General features: G+C 32.8%; 25 protein-coding genes and 1 pseudogene. 9 read left to right on the plus strand and 17 right to left on the minus strand.

The features are described 5' to 3' along the window. From erpA to QFA95_RS06705, 14 genes and pseudogenes are all read right to left on the minus strand, one after another. Window positions 1–351 carry an iron-sulfur cluster insertion protein ErpA gene (erpA, locus tag QFA95_RS06640; RefSeq protein ID WP_486462733.1) on the minus strand — a complete coding sequence of 117 codons (351 nt, stop codon included), beginning with the start codon at window positions 349–351 and terminating at the stop codon, window positions 1–3. Beyond that, on the minus strand, window positions 341–745 hold the full coding sequence (locus QFA95_RS06645; protein WP_486462734.1) for a bactofilin family protein: 405 nt from the start codon (window positions 743–745) through the stop codon (window positions 341–343). The genes erpA and QFA95_RS06645 overlap by 11 nt, the downstream gene beginning before the upstream one ends. A gap of 2 nt (window positions 746–747) precedes the next feature. Further along, window positions 748–1,110 (minus strand): hypothetical protein, encoded by a 363-nt coding sequence (locus QFA95_RS06650; RefSeq protein WP_486462735.1) that lies wholly within the window; start codon window positions 1,108–1,110, stop codon window positions 748–750. Between the two features lie 4 nt (window positions 1,111–1,114). Next, the gene (gene argC, locus QFA95_RS06655) at window positions 1,115–2,155 is read right to left on the minus strand and encodes an N-acetyl-gamma-glutamyl-phosphate reductase (protein ID WP_486462736.1); all 1,041 of its coding nucleotides are present in this window, start codon (window positions 2,153–2,155) and stop codon (window positions 1,115–1,117) included. Between the two features lie 67 nt (window positions 2,156–2,222). Then, the gene (gene rpsI / locus QFA95_RS06660) at window positions 2,223–2,615 is read right to left on the minus strand and encodes a 30S ribosomal protein S9 (protein WP_486462737.1); all 393 of its coding nucleotides are present in this window, start codon (window positions 2,613–2,615) and stop codon (window positions 2,223–2,225) included. A 13-nt stretch (window positions 2,616–2,628) separates the two neighbouring features. Then, window positions 2,629–3,057 carry a 50S ribosomal protein L13 gene (gene rplM, locus QFA95_RS06665; protein ID WP_486462738.1) on the minus strand — a complete coding sequence of 143 codons (429 nt, stop codon included), beginning with the start codon at window positions 3,055–3,057 and terminating at the stop codon, window positions 2,629–2,631. Window positions 3,058–3,141: 84 nt separating this feature from the next. Further along, window positions 3,142–4,014 (minus strand): 4-hydroxybenzoate octaprenyltransferase, encoded by an 873-nt coding sequence (locus QFA95_RS06670; protein WP_486462739.1) that lies wholly within the window; start codon window positions 4,012–4,014, stop codon window positions 3,142–3,144. Beyond that, window positions 3,992–4,492 carry a chorismate lyase gene (locus QFA95_RS06675; RefSeq protein WP_486462740.1) on the minus strand — a complete coding sequence of 167 codons (501 nt, stop codon included), beginning with the start codon at window positions 4,490–4,492 and terminating at the stop codon, window positions 3,992–3,994. The genes QFA95_RS06670 and QFA95_RS06675 overlap by 23 nt, the downstream gene beginning before the upstream one ends. A gap of 4 nt (window positions 4,493–4,496) precedes the next feature. Continuing rightward, window positions 4,497–6,545: an ATP-dependent DNA helicase RecG gene (recG, locus tag QFA95_RS06680; protein WP_486462741.1), complete on the minus strand. Its 2,049-nt coding sequence runs from the start codon at window positions 6,543–6,545 to the stop codon at window positions 4,497–4,499. A gap of 3 nt (window positions 6,546–6,548) precedes the next feature. Then, window positions 6,549–6,929, minus strand: a complete 381-nt coding sequence (locus QFA95_RS06685; RefSeq protein ID WP_486462742.1) for a RidA family protein — start codon at window positions 6,927–6,929, stop codon at window positions 6,549–6,551. A 16-nt stretch (window positions 6,930–6,945) separates the two neighbouring features. Next, a complete protein-coding gene (locus QFA95_RS06690; protein WP_486462743.1) occupies window positions 6,946–9,135 on the minus strand; it encodes a RelA/SpoT family protein in 2,190 nt (729 codons plus the stop codon). A gap of 93 nt (window positions 9,136–9,228) precedes the next feature. After that, window positions 9,229–9,420: pseudogene (gene rpoZ, locus QFA95_RS06695) on the minus strand (DNA-directed RNA polymerase subunit omega); the annotation flags it as partial. Window positions 9,421–9,445: 25 nt separating this feature from the next. After that, window positions 9,446–10,000: a guanylate kinase gene (gene gmk, locus QFA95_RS06700; protein WP_486462744.1), complete on the minus strand. Its 555-nt coding sequence runs from the start codon at window positions 9,998–10,000 to the stop codon at window positions 9,446–9,448. Beyond that, window positions 9,997–10,857: a YicC/YloC family endoribonuclease gene (locus QFA95_RS06705; RefSeq protein ID WP_486462745.1), complete on the minus strand. Its 861-nt coding sequence runs from the start codon at window positions 10,855–10,857 to the stop codon at window positions 9,997–9,999. Before QFA95_RS06705 ends, gmk begins: the two co-directional genes overlap by 4 nt. Window positions 10,858–10,948: 91 nt before the next feature. Between QFA95_RS06705 and rph the strand changes: the two genes are divergently transcribed. From rph to QFA95_RS06730, 5 genes are read left to right on the plus strand one after another with little or no spacing between them, the layout of a single operon-like run. Then, window positions 10,949–11,656, plus strand: coding sequence for a ribonuclease PH (gene rph / locus QFA95_RS06710; RefSeq protein ID WP_486462746.1), 708 nt, complete (start codon window positions 10,949–10,951; stop codon window positions 11,654–11,656). A 1-nt stretch (window position 11,657) separates the two neighbouring features. Further along, window positions 11,658–12,257 carry an RdgB/HAM1 family non-canonical purine NTP pyrophosphatase gene (gene rdgB, locus QFA95_RS06715; RefSeq protein WP_486462747.1) on the plus strand — a complete coding sequence of 200 codons (600 nt, stop codon included), beginning with the start codon at window positions 11,658–11,660 and terminating at the stop codon, window positions 12,255–12,257. After that, window positions 12,244–12,465 (plus strand): hypothetical protein, encoded by a 222-nt coding sequence (locus tag QFA95_RS06720; RefSeq protein WP_486462748.1) that lies wholly within the window; start codon window positions 12,244–12,246, stop codon window positions 12,463–12,465. The genes rdgB and QFA95_RS06720 overlap by 14 nt, the downstream gene beginning before the upstream one ends. Then, window positions 12,462–13,607 carry a radical SAM family heme chaperone HemW gene (hemW, locus tag QFA95_RS06725; protein ID WP_486462749.1) on the plus strand — a complete coding sequence of 382 codons (1,146 nt, stop codon included), beginning with the start codon at window positions 12,462–12,464 and terminating at the stop codon, window positions 13,605–13,607. The genes QFA95_RS06720 and hemW overlap by 4 nt, the downstream gene beginning before the upstream one ends. Window positions 13,608–13,623: 16 nt before the next feature. Further along, window positions 13,624–14,028, plus strand: coding sequence for a protein tyrosine phosphatase family protein (locus tag QFA95_RS06730; protein ID WP_486462750.1), 405 nt, complete (start codon window positions 13,624–13,626; stop codon window positions 14,026–14,028). Here the strand turns inward: QFA95_RS06730 and argH are convergent. Continuing rightward, window positions 14,008–15,402 carry an argininosuccinate lyase gene (gene argH / locus QFA95_RS06735; protein ID WP_486462751.1) on the minus strand — a complete coding sequence of 465 codons (1,395 nt, stop codon included), beginning with the start codon at window positions 15,400–15,402 and terminating at the stop codon, window positions 14,008–14,010. The genes QFA95_RS06730 and argH overlap by 21 nt on opposite strands. 67 nt (window positions 15,403–15,469) lie before the next feature. Here argH and hemC point away from each other — a divergent pair, with 67 nt between their 5' ends. Next, window positions 15,470–16,393, plus strand: coding sequence for a hydroxymethylbilane synthase (gene hemC, locus QFA95_RS06740; protein ID WP_486462752.1), 924 nt, complete (start codon window positions 15,470–15,472; stop codon window positions 16,391–16,393). Further along, entirely contained in the window at window positions 16,386–17,129 is a 744-nt protein-coding gene (locus QFA95_RS06745) for a uroporphyrinogen-III synthase (RefSeq protein ID WP_486462753.1), read from the plus strand. The genes hemC and QFA95_RS06745 overlap by 8 nt, the downstream gene beginning before the upstream one ends. Before the next feature lie 2 nt (window positions 17,130–17,131). Here the strand turns inward: QFA95_RS06745 and QFA95_RS06750 are convergent, their stop codons facing one another. Then, window positions 17,132–18,121, minus strand: a complete 990-nt coding sequence (locus QFA95_RS06750; protein WP_486462754.1) for a 2Fe-2S iron-sulfur cluster-binding protein — start codon at window positions 18,119–18,121, stop codon at window positions 17,132–17,134. Beyond that, the gene (locus QFA95_RS06755; RefSeq protein ID WP_486462755.1) at window positions 18,121–18,540 is read right to left on the minus strand and encodes an FxsA family protein; all 420 of its coding nucleotides are present in this window, start codon (window positions 18,538–18,540) and stop codon (window positions 18,121–18,123) included. The genes QFA95_RS06750 and QFA95_RS06755 overlap by 1 nt, the downstream gene beginning before the upstream one ends. 64 nt (window positions 18,541–18,604) lie before the next feature. Between QFA95_RS06755 and dsbD the strand changes: the two genes are divergently transcribed. Beyond that, the gene (gene dsbD, locus QFA95_RS06760; RefSeq protein WP_486462756.1) at window positions 18,605–20,278 is read left to right on the plus strand and encodes a protein-disulfide reductase DsbD; all 1,674 of its coding nucleotides are present in this window, start codon (window positions 18,605–18,607) and stop codon (window positions 20,276–20,278) included. Then, entirely contained in the window at window positions 20,275–20,796 is a 522-nt protein-coding gene (locus QFA95_RS06765) for a TlpA family protein disulfide reductase (protein ID WP_486462757.1), read from the plus strand. Before dsbD ends, QFA95_RS06765 begins: the two co-directional genes overlap by 4 nt. The last annotated feature ends 136 nt before the right edge of the window (window positions 20,797–20,932 follow it).

The raw sequence follows: 20,932 nt of genomic DNA on the forward strand, positions 1-20,932 counted from the left end.
TTAAACTGAGAAAGAAGAACCGCAACCACAAGTTGTTGTAGCATTTGGATTTCTAATCACGAATTGAGAGCCCTGGACATTGTCCTGGTAGTCAATTTCAGATCCTGCAAGATACTGAAGACTCATTGGATCAATTAAAAGAGTCACATTATCCTTAGTAACCTGGGTGTCATCGTCGTTGACTGTTTCTTCAAATGTAAAACCATACTGAAACCCTGAACACCCACCGCCACTCACAAATACTCGAAGCTTGAGATCAGATGTTTCTTCTTCCGCAATTAGCTCTTTCACCTTGTTTACAGCATTATCTGTAAAAATTAATGGATCAGGCATTTTTAAATCACTTGTCATCAGTTTTTTCCTTTTTGTTGAGTATTTTTTTTATAGTTTTATTTGTCTTCATTTTAGTTACATTTCCATTTAATACTGCGCCTGAGTGTATTTCTATATCCCCATAAGCTACATCTCCATAGACAACCGCAGTGGAATGAAGTTCTAGAAAGTCTTGTGCCTCAATATTACCTTTTACCTCGCCAGCAATAATTGCAGTATCAGCTTTAATATCGCCTAAAATTTTACTCTTTGGTCCCATAATTAGTGAACCAGATGCGCCATCTGATAATGTTAAATTTCCATATAATTTACCATCTAAACGAATACCTCCAGAAAAATTCATGCTCCCGCGAATATTCATTGTTTCATCAATTAGGGTATCAATTGCATGATTCTTTTTACGTTTAAACAATCTTATCTCCTCTTTCCGACAATTTTCTCATAAAAAAGAATTTCTTCCTGAAGATCATTATTTTCTTCTTTTAATTTTTTCAACTCTTCATCTTTTTTAATTGAGGAAATCTCTATTAATTGTGAATCTAATTTTAATTTCTGAATTTTATTTTTTAATTCTGAGATTTCATTATTTTGTTCATTAATCGTTAGAAGATATTGAAATGAATTACCTCCATCAAAAATTCTATATGAAAAAAATGTAGTAATTGAAAAAATTAAAATCGCGAATAGAATAGTCTTCAACCATGTTGAACCAACTTTAATATTCGGTTTTCCTTGAACAAGCTTTATCCGTCTTTTTCTTTGAATTTTATTTAACATTTTTTTATGGAGCTAAAGGGAGTAAATTGAGCCCGGCATCTTCTTGATAATCAAACATAATATTCATGTTTTGTATAGCCTGTCCAGCAGCTCCTTTTACTAAGTTATCAATGGTTGATAATACGATTAATTTTTTATCTCTTTTAAAGATCGATATTTTACATTGATTTGAGCCCCTCACCATTTTTGTTTTTGGTATTTTATTAATACCCATATAATCAACAAAAATAGATTGATCATAAGTTGTAGAAAAAATTAAATCGAGTTCTGTTTCATCTAGATCTTCAATTAAATCGACATAAATAGTTGCGTAAATCCCACGCACCATCGGCAGCAGATGAGGAATAAATAAAGCTTTTATATTTTTTCTCTTTGTTATTTCTTTTAAATTCTCTTCAATTTCTGGCTCATGCCTATGACCTTGAACCGAATAAGCGTTAAAGTTGTCGTATGCTTCAGCCATCAAGAGATTGTCATCAATTTTTTTACCAGCCCCACTTATTCCTGACTTAGCATCAATAATGATAGTTTGCTCATTAATGATTTTTTTATTTATTAGCGGATAAAGCGCGAGTTGAATTGCTGTTGGATAACATCCTGGATTAGCTATAATTTTGGCATTTTTTATTTCATTTTTATTTAGTTCAGATAAGCCATATACTGCCATCTCAACCAATTTTGGACAGGCATGTTTCATTCCATACCACTGTTCCCACAACTGTATATTTTTTATTCTAAAATCAGCTGCTAAATCAATAATTTTTTTGCCTTTACTAATTAATTTTTCAGCAAAGTTCATCGCGATCCCATTAGGTGTAGCAAAAAATATTAATTCTGACTGATCAAAAGTCGCATTGTCAGGATGAATAAATTTATTTGTAATTTTCTTAGGAAGAAATGGAAAAATTTCAGTGACATTCTTTCCATCATCTTGTCTCGAAGTTATTTGATCAATCTCAATGTAGGGATGATTAACTAATAATCTTAAAAGTTCGGATCCAGTATATCCAGATCCGCCAACTATAGAAACATGTAATTTATTCATTTTTCGATTATAAATGATTTCCTAAAAAAAAAGCCGCATGAAAGCGGCTTTAATATGTGTAAAAACGTTATCGTTTTGAAAACTGTTTGCGTCTTCTCGCTTTGCGTAAGCCAACTTTTTTTCTTTCAACCTCACGTGCATCACGTGTAACATATCCAGCTTTTGAAAGTTCTGATTTCAGTTCAGCATCATAATCAAGTAAAGCTCTTGTAATTCCATGTCTTACTGCACCAGCCTGTCCAGATTCACCACCGCCAGAAACATTCACTTTGATATCAAATGTAGTTTCGTTTTTGGTTAAATCTAAAGGTTGTTTGAGGATCATCTCTGATGTAAATCTCGAAAAATACTTATCAACTGGCAAACCGTTAATAGATATTTCGCCTTTGCCTTGTTGCATAAAAACTCTTGCAACTGAGCTTTTTCTTCTACCTGTGCCGTAATAATATTTACCTATCATAAAAATCTTTCAATTATATTGTTAGTGGTTTTGGCTGCTGAGCACTGTGCTCATGTTGATCGCCTGAATAAATCTTTAATTTTTTAACCATTGCATAACCTAATGGCCCCTTAGGAAGCATGCCTTTAACTGCTTTTTCTAATGCTCTACCAGGGAATTTTTCTTGCATCTGTGTAAAATTTGATGAATATAGCCCGCCAGGAAAACCAGAGTGTCTATGGTAAATTTTATCCTGAGATTTATTACCTGTAACCTTAATTTTTTCAGCATTAACAACAACAATATAATCACCAGTATCAACATGTGGCGTATAAATTGTTTTGTGCTTACCTCTTAATCTGTGAGCAATTGCACTTGCTAATCTTCCTAGAGTAGCATCGGTTGCATCAACAAGAAACCAGTCTCTTTTGACTTCGTGGCCTTTAGCTGAAATTGTTTTCATCAGTCTTTACTTCCAAAAATTTATAAAAGAGCGTGATTTTATTATGTTTTATAGGGTTTTGTCAAACATTATTGATAAATATTCCTAAAATCGCCATGTCTGAGTTAATACAAATGTAAATGTAATAATTATTCCTAAATAATTGTTTTTCCTAAACAAATCAATATAGTCAGTATCCTTGTTTATTCTAAAAACTAATTCATGAATGATTATCCCTAACATTAATATAATAGTTAGTAGATAGACAATAAAATAGGGATCATCTTTAATTAAAATGGCGTATAAAATGAAAAAAATCAGATAAAAAATAACAATTACATGATCCGTATATTTCATAAAAAATTTAGGGGAGGAGTGAATGCTTAATTTTATGTCATCTGCAAAATCTGCTTTAGCATAAACGGTATCATAAGCCATTACCCATGAGAAATTCAGAAAAAATAAAATCCAACACTCTAACGGAAAATTTTGTTGAATATGAGCATAAACCACTAAAACACTTGAGCTAAAGGCGATTCCCAAAAATAATTGTGGAATAGGAAAAAATCTTTTTGATAATGGATAAAACATTAGTAAAAAAGCTGCTACACAAATAATTTTTATTGCATAACTATGCAAAAAGAATAATAAAGAAAGTGCCCCTATACTTAAAAAAAGAAAGAAAATAGATGCGTCTCTAGGAGTCAATTCATTCTGTGCTAAAGGTCTATAACTTGTTCTCCTTACCTTTGCATCAATATCTTTATCAAAAATATCGTTAATCACGCATCCAGCTGATCTCGTTAAAATTACTCCTATACAAAATATTAAAAGGTCTTGAAATATAATCTGTCCCTCAGAAGATAGGATCAATGCCCATATAGTTGGCCATAGTAAAAGTAAAATACCAACAGGCTTATCCAGTCTTGCCAATTTGAGATAGTTATATAAATATTTATTCGTCATAGTTTTGTGCATTTTCTAAAAATCCTTCAAACAAAAGAATTTTTTCTTTTTTATTAGTAAAAAAAGATTGCCTAAGAACTAATAATTTATCTAATTCAACATTATTATTTTTTAATTTTTCAGTTGCAAACTGCATTTGTTTTGATTTTGAATATTTAAACTCGCTACGAATATAGTTTCGACTAAATAAAATACTTCCTAATGAACGATTGTTTAGTTTTTTTAATAAATAAATTAATCTTTTTGAATTATGTAACTCTGTAATGGATCTTGCATAAATAATTGGTTTTTTTTTAAAACCAATGACAACATCCCTGACATAAAAAAATTTTGATACGCCACCATAGATTTTTTTTTCATACTCACTGATTTTTTTTATATTGCTTGATATCAGTTGTATTTCTAAATCACCAAATTGACTTAAATATTTTGTAAGTGATTTTTTTGATGAAGCAAGTCTTAAATTCGAATAATTTTTTTTTGACCACATAAATTTAAATTCTTAAATAGTTTTTATCTTGAAACCAGATCTCAACAAATCTTTGAGCTGCCAATTTATTGGCTTTTATGGCAACTTCTGAATAATCACTCACCTCTTTTACTAAATCAGCGTCTTCAACAAGGTTTGCAATTCTTAATCCAGGTATTCCACTTTGTCTCGTTCCAATCATCTCACCAGGCCCTCGTATTTTAAGATCATTTTCAGCAATTAAAAAACCATCTTGATTTTCATAGATAATTTTTAAACGCTCCTTAGCAAGCTCGCTGAGATTCTCTTTAAAAATCAAGATACATGCACTTTTTTTAGCTCCTCTGCCTACCCGACCTCGCAGTTGATGCAGCTGAGATAGTCCCATTCTTTCTGCATGCTCTATCACGATGAAAGATGCATTGGGAACATCAACACCGACTTCGATGACAGTAGTCGCTACTAATAACTTTATCTTTTTTTCAAGAAAATTTGACATCACTTCATCTTTCTCTTGGTCCTTCATTCTGCCATGAATAAGACCTACCATCTCTTTTGGAATAAAATCAACAAACTCTTCATAGGTATTGACTGTATTAGAGAGAGCTAACTTTTCACTTTCTTCCACCAAAGGACATACCCAATATATTTGGTTACCATTTTCTAATTCATACTTAAGTATATTCATTAATTCTTTTCGCCTTGAATCACGAACTAGTTTGGTTACGACAGGAACCCTACCTTTAGGTAATTCTGACAATGTACTTACTTCTAAATCTGCAAAATAACTCATCGAAAGTGTTCTCGGAATTGGGGTTGCACTCATCATTAATAAATGCGGCTGGTATCCATCTGTTTTTCCTTTACTCATTAGATCTAATCTCTGCTTAACACCAAATCGATGTTGTTCATCGATAATACATAGCCCTAAGTTTTTGAATTTAATACTATCTTGAAATAATGCGTGGGTTCCAATCACATAATGAATTTTTCCTGATTCAATATCATTTATAATTTCATCACGTTTTTTTCCTTTAATACTTCCAGTTAAAAGCGTAGTTTTTACATCAGTGCTTAAGAATAATTCCTTAATTTTTTTAAAATGCTGATTAGCTAATATTTCAGTTGGAGCCATAAAGGCAACTTGATATTTATTATTTAAAATTAGAGTTGAAACAATAACAGCAACAATGGTTTTTCCAGAACCAACATCACCTTGAAGTAGCCTGTGCATTGCTTTTCCAGAAGTCATATCAGATTCAATTTCATGAATAACTTTTTCTTGTGATTCTGTTAATTTGAATGGAAGACTATTAAAAATCTCATCTTTTAAATCATTATTTTTTAAATTTAATATTTTTGATTTTTGATTTTTGAACTCATCCTTAGATAATTTTAAATATAATTGCTGAGATAATAATTCTGCATATTTGATATGTTGATGAAATATCGTTGAGAAATTATTAAGCTTTTGTAAATCACTGTCTTTGCTTGGTCGATGAAGTGCGCAAAGCGAATCAATTAAATTAAATCCATCTGTTTTGCTTTTCTGATTCAATATTTCAAAATTTAAAAGTTTTTTTGACGAAGCAAAATCTAAAGCTTTATTAATTAATCTATAAATATTTTTTTGACCTAATCCAGATGTGACTGAATATATTGGCGTTAAGTTTTCTGGAAGAACAACTTCTTGTGTTTTAAATACTATAGTTTCCGGGTGAATAATCTGGCAAGAGATTAAGTTTTTTTTTATATTTCCAGATGCAAGTACATATTTTCCAATCTCAAATTGTGCTTTTTGATTTGGATAAAAGTTAATATATCTCAACGAGATTTGATCGCCATGGGCATCTTCAATCTGGACAACTAAATTTCTTTTACCACGAAATATAATTTCAACATTAGTTACTTTACCTAGCACCTGTGAAAATGTATTGTCTTTTAACTCTTTAATATTTGTAATCTTAGTCTTATCTTCGTAGCGGACCGGAAGATGTAATAAAAGATCGAACCAATTATGAATATTTAGCTTATTTAATAGCTTCTCTTGGTGTGGTGTAAAAAAAGATTTCAATAATTAATCAAGCACTAAAAATCCATCTGCCTCGATAAGTGCACCTTTTGGTAATTGTGCAACTCCCACCGCAGCCCTTGCTGGATATGGTAAATCAAAATAATGTTCCATGATTTTATTAACCATAACAAAATTATTTAGATCAGTAAGATAGATATTTAACTTAACGATATCTGATTTTTTTCCACCAGCTGCTTCTATCACTGATAATAGATTTTTAAATACTTGATTAATTTGATTTTCGATTCCATCTACTAATTCCATTGTGTTTGGATCCAAGCCAATTTGACCAGATAAAAATACCAAGTTATTTTTTTTGATGGCCTGCGAATAAGTGCCGATAGCCTCAGGTGCTTTTGTGGTTGAAATAATTTCTTTTGTCATAAGTTTCTTTCCTAATTTATTTGATAGTTCCACATTTAAACCTAGTAATTCTACTTACTTGTTCAATTTTTCTTAAGTTTCTAATAATATCCGCTAAATGAATTCGGCTCTTGACTTCAATTAAAAAGTTAATTGACGTAAATCCTCCTCCGTCACTTTCTTCAGTGGTAAGTTTATCAATATTAGATTCCATCTCAGCAATAACAGAAGCAATTTTTGCTAAAACACCACGTTCATTGCTAACTAAAATATCTAATTTAACTTTAAACAGTCGATCTGGATTTGGTTCCCATTCAACATCCACCCATTTTTCTGGATCAACTTTGATTTTTTTAATCTCATTGCATTCATGGGTGTGAATGATTAAACCTTTATCTTTATCAATGTAACCTAAAATTGGATCTCCAGGAATTGGATGGCAACAATCAGCTAAATCAATAGCCATGCCCTCAGACCCTTTAATAGAAATTACATCTAAAAACTTTTCTTGACGACCAATACTACCTTGACCACTAACAATTGAAGATAGTTGATGAGCTACCATAATATTGACTCGTCTTCCTAGGGCTATATCTATTAGGATTTCATCTTTATTTTTTAAATGATAGTCGTGCAGTAATTTTTCCCAATGTTTCTTCTTGATACTATCTGGTTCAATATGAAAAGCCTTAAGTGCTTTATTAAGGATGCTGTAACCCAGAATCACAAGGTCACTTGATTCAGCTTTTTTCATAAAAGCACGAATCTGCGATCTTGCTTTTCCTGTAATGACAAAATTTAACCATGATGGATTAGGTTTAGCCATTGGACCTGTAATGATTTCAATATGATCGCCAGTTTTTACCTCTGTTCGCAAGGGCACCAGTTCATTATTTATTTTACAAACGAAACAGCTATTACCAACATCGGTATGAACAGCATAAGCATAGTCAACTGCCGTCGATCCTTTTGGTAATACAAATATTTTTCCTTTAGGGGAAAATACGTACACCTCATCTGGGAAAAGGTCTACTTTCAAATGTTCCAAGAATTCAAGAGAGTCTGCACTATTGGACTGTATTTCTAATAATCTTTTTAACCATTGATTTGTATCTTGTTGAAGGCGTGTAACTTGATTTTCTTTTGTTTTATACATCCAGTGAGCCGCAATGCCTGCTTCAGCTAAATTATTCATCAGCAAGGTTCTTATTTGAATTTCTAACGGCATTCCAAATGGACCAAAAAGTGTCGTATGTAATGATTGATATCCATTTGCTTTTGGAATTGCAATGTAATCTTTAAATCTTCCTGGAATGGGTTTATATAAAGCATGAAGTACGCCTAGAGCATGATAACAATCCTTGATATCATCAACAATTATTCGAAATGCATAGATATCTGATATTTCTGAAAATCCTAGATTTTTTTCCGACATTTTTTTATGGATGCTGGCTGGCTGTTTTTCTCTGCCTAAAATTTCAGCTTTAATTTTTTCTTTTTTTAATTTGGCTTCAACTTCTGTGAGAATTTTTTCAACAACTTCTTTTCGATTTCCTCGAGCAGATGCTATTGCTTTTGTAATTGTTTGATGTCGAAGAGGATGAATATGTTTAAAACATAAATTTTCTAACTCTTGATATATTCGATTAAGGCCTAATCGATTTGCAATAGGCGCATAAATATCAACAGTTTCTTGTGCAATACGTTTTCTTTTTTGCTCATTAAGATGTCCCAAGGTTTGCATATTATGCATTCGATCACATAACTTTATAATCATGACCCGAATATCTGATGACATAGCTAAAAGCATTTTTCTAAAATTTTCTGCTTGCGCTTCAACCACGTCATTAAAATTTAATTTATCTAATTTTGATAACCCATCAACGAGCTTTGTGACTTGTTTACCAAATTGTGATTCAACCTCTTTCAACGTGGCTGGAGTATCTTCGACAACATCATGCAAAAGTGCCGCTATGATTGATGGTGCATCAAGATGGAGATTAGCAGCAATACATGCTACAGAAACTGGGTGAGTAATATAAGGTTCACCACTTCTTCTTTTTTGATCTATATGGCACTCAAAAGCATAGTTATATGCTTTGTAAACATCCTGAATTTCACTTTTTTTTAAATAAGTGATTGCTTGGGATAATTTTGATTCAGGATGATCCGCTGGAATAATAATTGCATCGCCGCTATCTTTAATTAAAAAATTTGGGTCAGCCAAAATTATTCTCCAGCAAGTTTAGAGTGGGGCTGACTGCTCCTCAGATTCATCTGTGACTTGGCTGTCATCTGAAGAAGATGGTTGATCTCCTGTCAACAATTCCAATCCAATGGCTCCTGCAGCAATTTCTCTTAATGCTAAAACCGAAGGCTTGTCTTCATTCACATTTTCAATCATTGATTCAGCACCATTAGCCAATTGACGAGCTCTGATAGATGCAATTAGAGTTAATTGAAATCGATTTGGTATTTTTTTTAAACAATCATCAACAGTAATTCTTGCCATACATATCCTTCTTTATAAATTACACTTAAAACAAAGTCATTAGTTCATTAACAGTGTCTGTTAAATCCTCATTTATTGTAACATAGTCAAATTCATTGGCATGAGAGATTTCCTCTTCAGCAGATTGCATACGAGTTTCTATAACCTCTATTGAATCCTGATTTCTTTCCATTAATCGCTTTTTTAAAACTTCTAAACTAGGTGGCATAATAAAAATACTGACAGCTTCTGGAAAAATTTTTTTTATGCTCTGAGCACCTTGCCAATCAATCTCTAAAATTACATCATTACCATTTTCTAATAATGAGTGCACTGATTTTTTAGATGTGCCATAAAAATTTCCATGGCAATGAGCGTACTCAAGAAAACGTCCCTCTTCGATCATTTTTTCAAACTCAGTTACTTCAGTGAAAAAATAATCTTTGCCATTAACCTCAGCTGGTCTTGGCTTTCTAGTCGTATGAGAAATAGAAACTTTTAAATTTGAACGTTTTTTTAAAAGTTCTTTGACGATTGTTGTTTTCCCAGCTCCAGAAGCAGCACTGATGATAAATAATTTATTTTTTTTTAAATTTGTCATTCTATATTCTGTATTTGTTCTCGCATTTGCTCAATTAAAACTTTAATATCAACTGCAAGTGATGAAATTCTAGTTGATATTGATTTAGAGCCTAAGGTATTTGCTTCACGATTTAACTCTTGCATCATGAAATCAAGCTTTTTCCCAACAGGCTCTTTACTCTTAAGTAAGTCTATAATTTCTTTATTGTGAGATAAAATTCTGTTTAACTCTTCTTCTATATCTGATTTTTGGAGAAAATAAATAACTTCTTGCTGAAGTCGTTGTTGGTCAATTTCACAATTAACTTCACTTAATTTTTTTATTAATTTTTGTTGATGATGTTTGGCATCATCTTTATAGAATTTTCTTATATTTTTAACATGAGAATTAATAGAGCTAACATTTTGCTTCAAAATACTGGATAAATTTTTTCCTTCTCTTGAGCGGTCTTTATTGAAATTTTTTAAAACATTACTTAAAGCCGAAAAAAAAGCTTTTTCATTTATATTTATGTTTTTTGGTTTCTGATTCAAATTCATAAAGTTGATAATTTCATGTGGAGTAGCTGAAAATTCTTGTTTTGATAAAAGCGCTACTCTTCTCATAATTTTTAAGGCATCTTTAATTTGCTCGTCAGAATAATTTTGCTTGCTTTGTTGGCTGAAAGATTTAGTGATACGACACTCAACCTTTCCTCTTTTAATGGTGTCGCCAAGAAGGGATTTGATTTTTGCTTCTATATATTTAAGGTCATCATCGATGCGGATATTCAAATCCAAATATCTATTATTCAATGCACGTATTTCAACAGACAAACTTGTACTTGAATCAAGCTTAAAAGATCCGTTCGCATATCCCGTCATGCTATTAATCATATGAATTTTCTCTACTTTGCCAAATTAATCAAAAAATTTTTCTCATTTTATCTTTATAATCTTAAACATAATAAATTAATTTAGGTAACTTATGAGATCCAACAATCGAACAAACAGTCAGCATCGCCCAATCGAAATCACTAGGAATTATACATGTCATGCAGAAGGGTCTGTATTGATTCAATGTGGACAAACTCATGTTTTATGTAACGTCAGTGTCATTGAAGGTGTTCCCTCTTTCCTAAAAGGTCAGGGTCAGGGCTGGTTAACAGCTGAGTACGGTATGCTCCCTCGATCAACCTCATCACGTATGCAAAGGGAAGCTGCCAGAGGAAAGCAATCAGGACGAACTCAAGAAATTCAGAGGCTTATTGGAAGAAGCTTAAGGGCTATGATTGATTTAACTAAGATTGGAGAAAATACATTACAGGTTGATTGCGATGTACTCCAAGCTGATGGAGGGACGCGAACTGCATCCATCACAGGGGCAGCATGTGCCATCGAGGATGCTGTTGAATATATGTTAAAAACTAGGTTAATATCTGAGTCCCCCATCATAAAAAAAATAGCAGCTATTTCCGCAGGTATTGTGGAATCAAAAGTTCTCGTTGACTTAGATTATGAAGAGGATAGTAATTGTGAAACTGATATGAACATTGTTATGACAGAGGATAAACAGTTTATAGAAATTCAGGGGACAGCTGAAGGCAATCCATTTAGCCAAGACGAGTTAAATGAAATTTTAACTCTAAGCTCTGATGCAATTCAATCAATATTTCAAATTACACAAAAAAAATAATATGACAAAAGTCATCCTTGCCTCTAATAATCAAAAAAAAATAAATGAGATGCAGCAATTACTCGCTGATATTGATTTGGAAATCATTCCGCAATCATTCTTTAATATCGGCGAAGCTGAAGAGCCATATCAAACCTTTGTTGAAAATGCCCTAGCGAAAGCAAGATACGCTTCCGCAAAAACTAAATTACCTGCCATTGCTGATGACTCTGGAATTTGTGTTGATCATCTTAATTATAATCCTGGAGTTAAATCTGCGAGGTTTGCTCACGAAAATGCTACAGATCATGAAAATTTATTAAAGCTTCTTGATAATTTAAAAGGCGTTGAAAACAGAAATGCCCACTACTACTGCTCTATTGTTTTTGTAACAACGCCAGATGACCCTCAGCCCATTATATGCGAAGGTATCTGGAAAGGTAAAATTGTTGAACGACCAAGAGGGACTAATGGTTTTGGATATGATCCTATTTTTGAAGATTTTATGACAGAAAATACCGCTGCAGAACTAGATCCACAATTAAAAAATAAATTAAGTCACAGGGGTCAAGCCTTGCAACAATTAAAACTGAAACTTACAATTAAATATGAGCAAAAATAAATGGCCTGTATGGAAACGAGATGATGGAACAACTGTTTCTTGTACAGAAAAAATTAAAGTCATGAAAGAAAATCTTGATGAGATTAATCAGCTCATGCAAGATGCTTTTGAAGATGGCGTGATTATGGAAGTATCTGATCAACAAATTAGAGATATTTTCCACGAAATAGTTAATCAACTTAATAATCCTTATAAAAATAAAAAATGATATCCACACCACAGTCTGTTGGTGTTTACGTCCACCTTCCATGGTGTATTCACAAATGTCCTTATTGTGATTTTAATTCGCATGAAGCATCTCAAGAAAAGGTGAGATCTATAGAAGGAGAATATGTTGACTCTTTGATTGATGAATTTAATTTTTACCAAGAATTAATCAAAGACCGAATCATCACATCTATTTTTTTTGGTGGAGGCACCCCCAGTCTTATTTCACCAAAACTGTTTGCAAAACTAATTAATGCTATAAATAAAAACTTTAACTTGTCTGAGACTGAAATTACTCTTGAAGCGAACCCGGGAACAATTGACATTGAAAATTTTCAAGCCTATGCCGAATTAGGTATCAATCGAGTATCGCTCGGTATACAAAGTTTTAATGACAATCATCTTCAGTGTTTAGAAAGAATTCATACGTCCATAGAAGCAATGTACGCCATTGAAGTCGTAAAAAAATATTTTAAAAATTTTAATCTTGATTTAATGTTTGGCTTACCTAATCAAAGCCTTGATGAATTAAAAGATGATATTGATACCGCCATATCATTTGATCCTAAACATCTCAGCTTTTATCATCTCACGATCGAACCGCAAACCAGATTCTTCAAAACTAAACCAAAAATTCCTTCGGATGACGATGCTTATGAGATGTTCAATCTTGTTTTAGCAGAATTAAAAAATTCACATTTTGATCACTACGAGACCTCTGCTTTTGCACAACCAGGTCATCAATGCAAACACAATTTAAATTATTGGACATTTGGCGACTATTTAGGAATAGGGGCAGGAGCTCACTCAAAACTTTCGCATGATAATAAAATATTTAGAATGGATAATACTAAAAATCCAAAACAGTACATTACAGAGGTGAGCAAACAGAATTTCTTCTCTAACAAAGGTTCGATTCCTCAAAAAGACTTGCCTTTTGAGTTTCTAATGAATGCGCTTCGTCTGACACATGGATTTACTAAAAAAACATATTCTGAAAGAACAGGCTTATCATTTGATGACATCAAATCGAAACTTCATCCATCATTTCAACAAGATTTATTATATGAAGATCATGAGTTACTAAAACCGACTACAAAGGGTGTGTTGTTTTTAAATGAAATATTGCATAATTTAATCTAACATAAGGAACATTATTATGAAAATAAATAAGATCAATGACGAAATAAGTGTCTCTGAACAAATTCATGTTGATGATTTAAAAATCATTAAAGATGCAGGATTCAATACCATTATATGTAATCGGCCTGACAATGAATCAGCCGACCAAACGCCTCAAGAGATAATCAAAAGTGCCGCTGAATCTGTTGGTTTGAACTATTATTTTATTCCTATTTTTCCTGGTCAATTCACTCAACAAGCAGTCGATGAATTCAACCAAATATTTTTAGAAAAAGAGAATGGTCCTATTTTTGCATATTGTCGGACAGGCACTCGCTCATGCACACTATGGGCACTAGCGAATCGAGATAAGATGTCGGGTAATGAAATTATTGAGCAAGCCAAAGGTGCCGGTTACGATTTATCTCAACTTTTTCTTTAACTGATTTTCTGCCATGATAATAGCTTTTATAACTTGTTTTGGACTAGTTCCACCAATGTGTGCCCTCGATGTAACAGATCCTTCAACAGTTAAAAAATCATAAACATCCTTTTGAATCACACTACTAAATTTTTTCAGATCAGCCAATTCAATTTCATGAAGTGATAAATGATTCTTCACCGCATGATTGACTAAGTTTGCAACGATTTCATGTGAGGTCCTAAATGGTACTCCTTTTTTAACTAGGTAGTCTGCAAGATCGGTTGCTGTTGAAAAGCCTTCTTCAGCATAATGTAACATTTGCTTCTTATTCACTGTAATGTGTCTAACTAAATCAGCATATATTTCAAGACTACCTATTACCGTATCAGCGGAGTCAAAGACTGGCTCCTTATCTTCTTGATTATCTTTATTGTAGGCCAAAGGTTGAGACTTCATAAGTGTCAATAAGCTAAGAAGATTACCATTCACTCTCGCAACTTTTCCTCTGATGAGTTCTGGTACGTCAGGATTCTTTTTTTGCGGCATGATGCTAGATCCGGTACAAAACTTATCTGCTATATCGATAAAATTAAAGAATGGGCTCATCCACATAATTAATTCTTCAGAGAGTCTGGATAAATGGGTCATCAACATTGAAGCATTAAAACAAAATTCAATTGCAAAATCCCTGTCAGAAACAGCATCCAATGAATTCATTGAAATACCCTCAAATTTTAATTTCTTAGCGACAAATTTTCTATCAATTGGATAGGTGGTTCCTGCCAAAGCAGCTGACCCCAAAGGTAACTGATTTATTCTTTTTCTTCCATCAAAAAATCTATTCTTATCTCTGTCCAACATCTCATAATAAGCCATCATATGATGGGCAAAACTAATTGGCTGGGCAATTTGTAAGTGAGTAAGGCCTGGCATATAAGAATTAATATTTTTTTTGGCCAAACTGACAATATTTTTTTGTAACTTTGTAATTTTCAGAATAACTTCATCCGTGATGTCTCTTAAAAAAAGTCTCAAGTCTGTCGCAATTTGATCATTTCTCGATCTACCCGTATGGAGCTTTTTCCCTGCATCACCGATTAATTGTGTTAATTTTTTTTCAATATTTAGATGAACATCTTCATCAGACACGCTCCATTTAAATTTTCCCTGAATTATTTGCTCACTAATTTTTTTTAGTCCCTGATCAATTTTTTTGAAATCAGTTACAGAAATAATTTTTTGTTTTTTTAACATTTCTGCATGAGCTAATGAGCCATGAATATCATAGAGCGCTAATCTTTGATCAAAATCAACAGATGCCGTAAAAATCTGTACTAACTTATCCACCGGTTCATCGAACCTGCCAGACCATTTTTTATTTTGTTCTTTCATAGTCGTAAGTATATATCAAACCCTTTTATACATCACTAATAAGCAAGGCCTATGCTAGAATTTCAGCATGAAAAAAATGATCCGAATCGCATCACGTGAAAGCCAATTAGCAATGTGGCAAGCCAACTATATTGCCGATCGAATTAGGGAAAAATATAGCGGCACAGAAGTCAGCGTGGTAAGTTTTAAAACTCAAGGCGATATTATTTTGGACCAACCTCTTGCTGAGATTGGCGGTAAGGGTTTGTTCATTAAAGAACTAGAACATGCCTTATTAAATGATGATGCAGATTTAGCTGTTCATTCAATGAAAGATGTTCCAATGGATCTGCCAGAACCATTCGAAATATGCGCAATCTCTGAAAGAGAAAATCCCAGCGACGCCTTTGTCAGCAATAAATATGCTTCGATAGACGAACTTCCACAAAATGCTGTTGTAGGTACCTCAAGCTTAAGGCGCCAGAGCCTGATTAAATATACAAGACCTGACTTGATTATTGAAAGCTTACGTGGAAATTTACAAACAAGACTGAATAAACTAGATTCTGGAATATATGACGCTATTATCCTTGCTTCTGCAGGTCTAATCCGACTTAACCTAGAAAATAGAATTAAAAGCTCACTTGATGTGAATCAATACACCCCATCGGTAGGTCAAGGAGCACTTGGCATTGAAATCCTTAAAAATAAACCTGAGTTAAAAGAATTTTTAGATTTTTTAAATGATGAACAAACGCAGATTCAAGTTGAGGCTGAAAGGAAGATCAGTAAAACCCTCGCAGGAAGCTGCACAGTGCCAATGGGAGCACATGCATCCATTAAAGATAATTTGCTCACCATTCAAGCCTTTGTATCCTCGCCCGATGGAATTAAAATGATTCGTGCTACAGACAGTGGTCCTTGTTCAGAGCATCTTTCACTTGCTAATAATGTAGCTCAGTCACTCATTGATCAGGGTGCCAAAAATATTCTTGGAATTGGGCATGGCTAATCTAATTGCAACCCGATCTAGTTTACAAAATCAATCCATCATAAATTTTTTTAAAAACAGCTCTCTAAACGTCATCAATTATCCTTTTATTGAAATAGAGCCCATATCGGATTCACCAGATATTATAAAAATTATTGATAATATGTTTACATTTTCAAAAATAATTTTTATAAGTTCAAATGCTGCACAATGCTTCAAAATAATTTCAGAACATCACTTAATAAAATTTGCTGATAATGTGCAAATATTTGCAATTGGTCCAACCACAAAAAAAGAATTATCTTTTTTAAATAAGAATATTATTTCCCCAATTGACCAATTTGACTCGAAGTCACTCCTTGAATTATCTGAAATGCAAAATGTGACAGATGAGTCAATTTTGATTGTGAGAGGAATTGGTGGTAAAGAACTCTTAAAAAATGAGTTGGGAAAAAAACAAGCTAATGTAACTTACCTTGAGTGTTATCAGAGAAATTTTAAAACGATAGATTTCGATGTAATCGCAAATTATTCACAAAAAGAAACTTTGTATATCTTGATTACAAGCTCACAAATAGCGCAACATTTTATTCATCAGCTTGGATTATTTGAAAATCCAGATCAAATTTACTTTGATAATATAAACTTCATAGTGAATCATGCAAATATTGCCAAGGAGTTATCAGTGTTTGAGTGTGGCATAAAAATCACATCCACTTTGGATCCTGAAAAATTACAATCCTTATGTATTGAATAGGATTATTTCGGCGCAAAGGTAAATGCATCTGAGTAGAAGCTATTGGCATTCAATCCGGCTTCTACAAATTCTTTGAATGCCACTTCAATCATTCCAGGAGCGCCACAACAATATACGTCAAATGAATCTAATTGGCCTAGATCTTTAATGACCTTTTTATGCACTAAACTCTTTTCTTGACCGTTTATGGCTTCTTCAGAATATATATTAAAGGCCTCAAAATTATTAATATTTTTTTTCCAATTCTCAACAACCTCATCTTGATATAAATCTTTATGAGTTTTAAAGCCTCGGTATAGATATATTTTTCTTTCCTCCTCAGCTCGATGGTAGTCATTAATGATTGATTTTATTGGGGCAAAACCAGTCCCACCGGCAACAAAAATCATTGGGCGATCTGATTCTCTTAGGTAAAAGTTCCCTATGGGGGCCTCAATGCGATGGATGCTTTTTTCTTGCATCTCATTAAAGACATAGTTGGTAAATGTACCTCCTTCAATTAAACGAACATGTAACTCAATCAAATCATCACTCGGTGCATTAGCCATTGAAAATGCTCTTCGTGCTCCATCTTTTAGGATAAATTCTAGGTATTGTCCTGCTTTAAATTGTAAATTTTCACTAGCGGGGAGCTTTAATAGAATCTGCATGACATCATGATTTAACAAACTTAATTTTTCGACTCTGACAGGAGTTATTTTTTTTGGAAATTCATCAAGTTTTTTTTCAACTCGGCTTGATATTGTTACATTACTTGTCGCATAAGTTTTACATAATAAAAAGTTCTGCTCACTCCTATCTTGGTCAGAAAGTACCCCTGGCATGATGTCGTCATGAAACACCTCGCCTTTGATAACTCTTGCTTTACATGACCCACATGACCCACTTTGACAACCATAAGGGAGTGTTATCCCAGAGGATATTGCCGCCTCAAGAATGGTTTGACTTGGCTTTATTTCAAATTCAATACCATCAACTTTTCCAACATACATTAATCGTCATCCTCTTTTTTAAATTCACCCTCAATTACCGAATCATTTTTTTGTTTTTTTTGATTAAAACGATTTTGCATTTCTTGAAATAAATTTTCGTTTGGATTTTTTGAAGGCATAACCAGCAATATAATTGCTATCAAGTCAGTGATGATGCCCGGATAAAGAAATAGTCCACCAGCTATCATATTTTTTGCTGTGCCCATGATCATCTGAAATGGCGAACCAGCACTCTGAAATGAATTCATCATTCTAAAGAGCAGTTGGGACTTTTCTTCTTTTATCATTCTCCAGCCAAGCACACCAACAACAACTATATACAGAAAATACCACCACCCATACAATGAACCTAATTTGAAATAGCCCCATATTTCTATAAACGGAACCAATATTAATAACCAAATACCTATAAATTTCATGATGTTAGCTTTCCTATGAGATAATGATCTGAACCATTTTTCTTTTGCAAGTCATATTTCAGTCATGACCAGATACTTAACCTTATTTTTTTTTATTTTAGCACCCTGGCTTTTATATGCGGATGAATTTAATGATTTAAAGTCATTAACAAAAAATTCTAATAAAATTTTAACGGTTGAGGAGGCATTTCCATACGAAATTTCTATATCCCCAACCAATAGTTCTATCTCAGTTAAATTTAATACTCAACCAGGTCACTATCTTTACCAATCTAAATTTAAATTTTCTTCATCAAGCAATGTTCATTTCCAATTTAATTTTCCTGAAGGTAAAGAAAAGGAAGATGAATTTTTTGGCAAACAAATTATTTATGACCAGCCACTGGTATTTCAAATAAATTTAAAAGAACCCCTAGCTGATGATGAATCATTTGTGATCCACTTCCAAGGGTGTAGTGACCAGGGGCTATGTTATCCGCCGCAACAAATTTTAAATGACATGAAAAATCTCGATAAGACCACTATCGGAGGATCTGATATTTACCAGGAAGCATTTAAGGGGAATATCTATAAAGCATTTGCACTTTTCCTATTTGGTGGGATTTTATTGTCATTTACGCCCTGTGTACTCCCCCTTATTCCAGTTCTTCTTGCCATGTTAAGTAATCTGAAAAATAACAGGGGGCTTGCTACGATTGCTTATGTTGTTGGTATTTGTATCACCTACAGCCTCATTGGCCTCATCGCCGCAAAAACAGGAAGTGTTTTATCGATTTACCTCCAAGGTGAACTTGTCTTGTTGTTCACAGCTCTCTTATTTATATTATTTTCCCTGGCCATGTTTGATGTATACGATTTAAATCTCCCATCTTCTATCCAAACGAAACTTAATAATTTTGCCAATAACTTAAATGCAAAAAATTATTTAGGAATAGTCCTATTGGGTATGATCTCTTCGTTAATATTGAGTCCGTGTGTTGCGCCTCCACTGGCAAGCGCCATCTTATATATTAGCCAAACGGGGAATGCGTTTATTGGAATGGCCTCTCTATTCTTTTTGGCATTAGGGATGTCTTTGCCTCTTCTAGCAATTGGATTAACATCCATAAAAATTATTCCGAAGACAAATCAAGTCAACATCTTTTTTAAAAAATTAATTGGCTTTATTCTACTTGGGTCTGCCATCTATGTTTCCAAGCCTGTATTAAATAGTTTGATGATTGAATTGCTCTTTATCTTGTTGGGACTAGTCGTTTTTATTTACACATTAATTTCTTTAAAACTTAAAAAATTTATTCAAATTATTTTATTAGTACTAGCCATTATTATTTCCATATTTCTGTCCATCAATTCTTTTAAACAATATGAGCTTAATGAAAAAGAGAGAATTCAATTTAGCATGGTCACAACTGAGAAAGAATTGAACTCAATAATTCAAGAAACAAACAAGCCAATACTCATTGATTTTTATGCAGACTGGTGTGTCGCCTGCCTTGAATTTGAAAAATATACTTTCCAAGATATAAATGTTCGAGATAAGCTTGATAACTTCATCCTCTTGAAAGTCGATGTTACAGATTTTAATGAAAATGATAAAAAAATTATGAATCGATTCAATATTTTCGGACCTCCAGCTATTGTATTTTTTAACTCGAATAGTGATGAGTTAACAAAAAAACAAATTTTTGGATTCATGAATGCTGAAAATTTTCTCGAACACATCAAGGACATTAAATGAAAAAATTACCCATCATCTTATTAATTTCTTTGGCTTTTATTATTGGTATCGGAGCTAATATTTTTATAAATTCATCTGGAGAACCGCAGATTGCAGAATCATTGAGTGAATCAGTTATGGATCTTCCCTTTATGATTGAAAATGGGGGCAAGGTGTCATTAAAAGATATTGAATTTAAAGAAATGTTAATCATTAACTTCTGGGCTAGCTGGTGTGAACCATGTAAAAAAGAGATACCAGAGCTTAATAGCTTCAATGAGAGTTTGGATAAGGACAATAATATCCGTCTTATTGGCGTTGCAATAGATGATATAAATGAAGTCATGTCCTTTACTAAGGAAATACCAATTTCATACTCGAATCTTACAGATGAAAAAAATGGTTTTTTATTAAGTCGTCACTTTGATAATGATAAGGGTGTATTGCCATTCACTGTCGTAGTAGATAAAAGCTATCAAGTCCTACATAAATTTTATGGTGAAATAACCGAAAAAGACTTATTAAATGTCGTTAAATAGCATTTAAATGTTTTTAAATGTAGTTAATTTATCATTATATAAATTTTAAATCTCCAACAATGAAGCATTTAATTTTTTTTATATATTAATTCACTATTGTAGTAGACAAATGTCGTTAAATTCGGCAAACTGGTGT

This window comes from Candidatus Methylolitoribacter marinus (genome assembly GCF_051853155.1).
In the GTDB taxonomy this organism is placed as follows: Bacteria; Pseudomonadota; Gammaproteobacteria; order Burkholderiales; family Methylophilaceae; genus BACL14.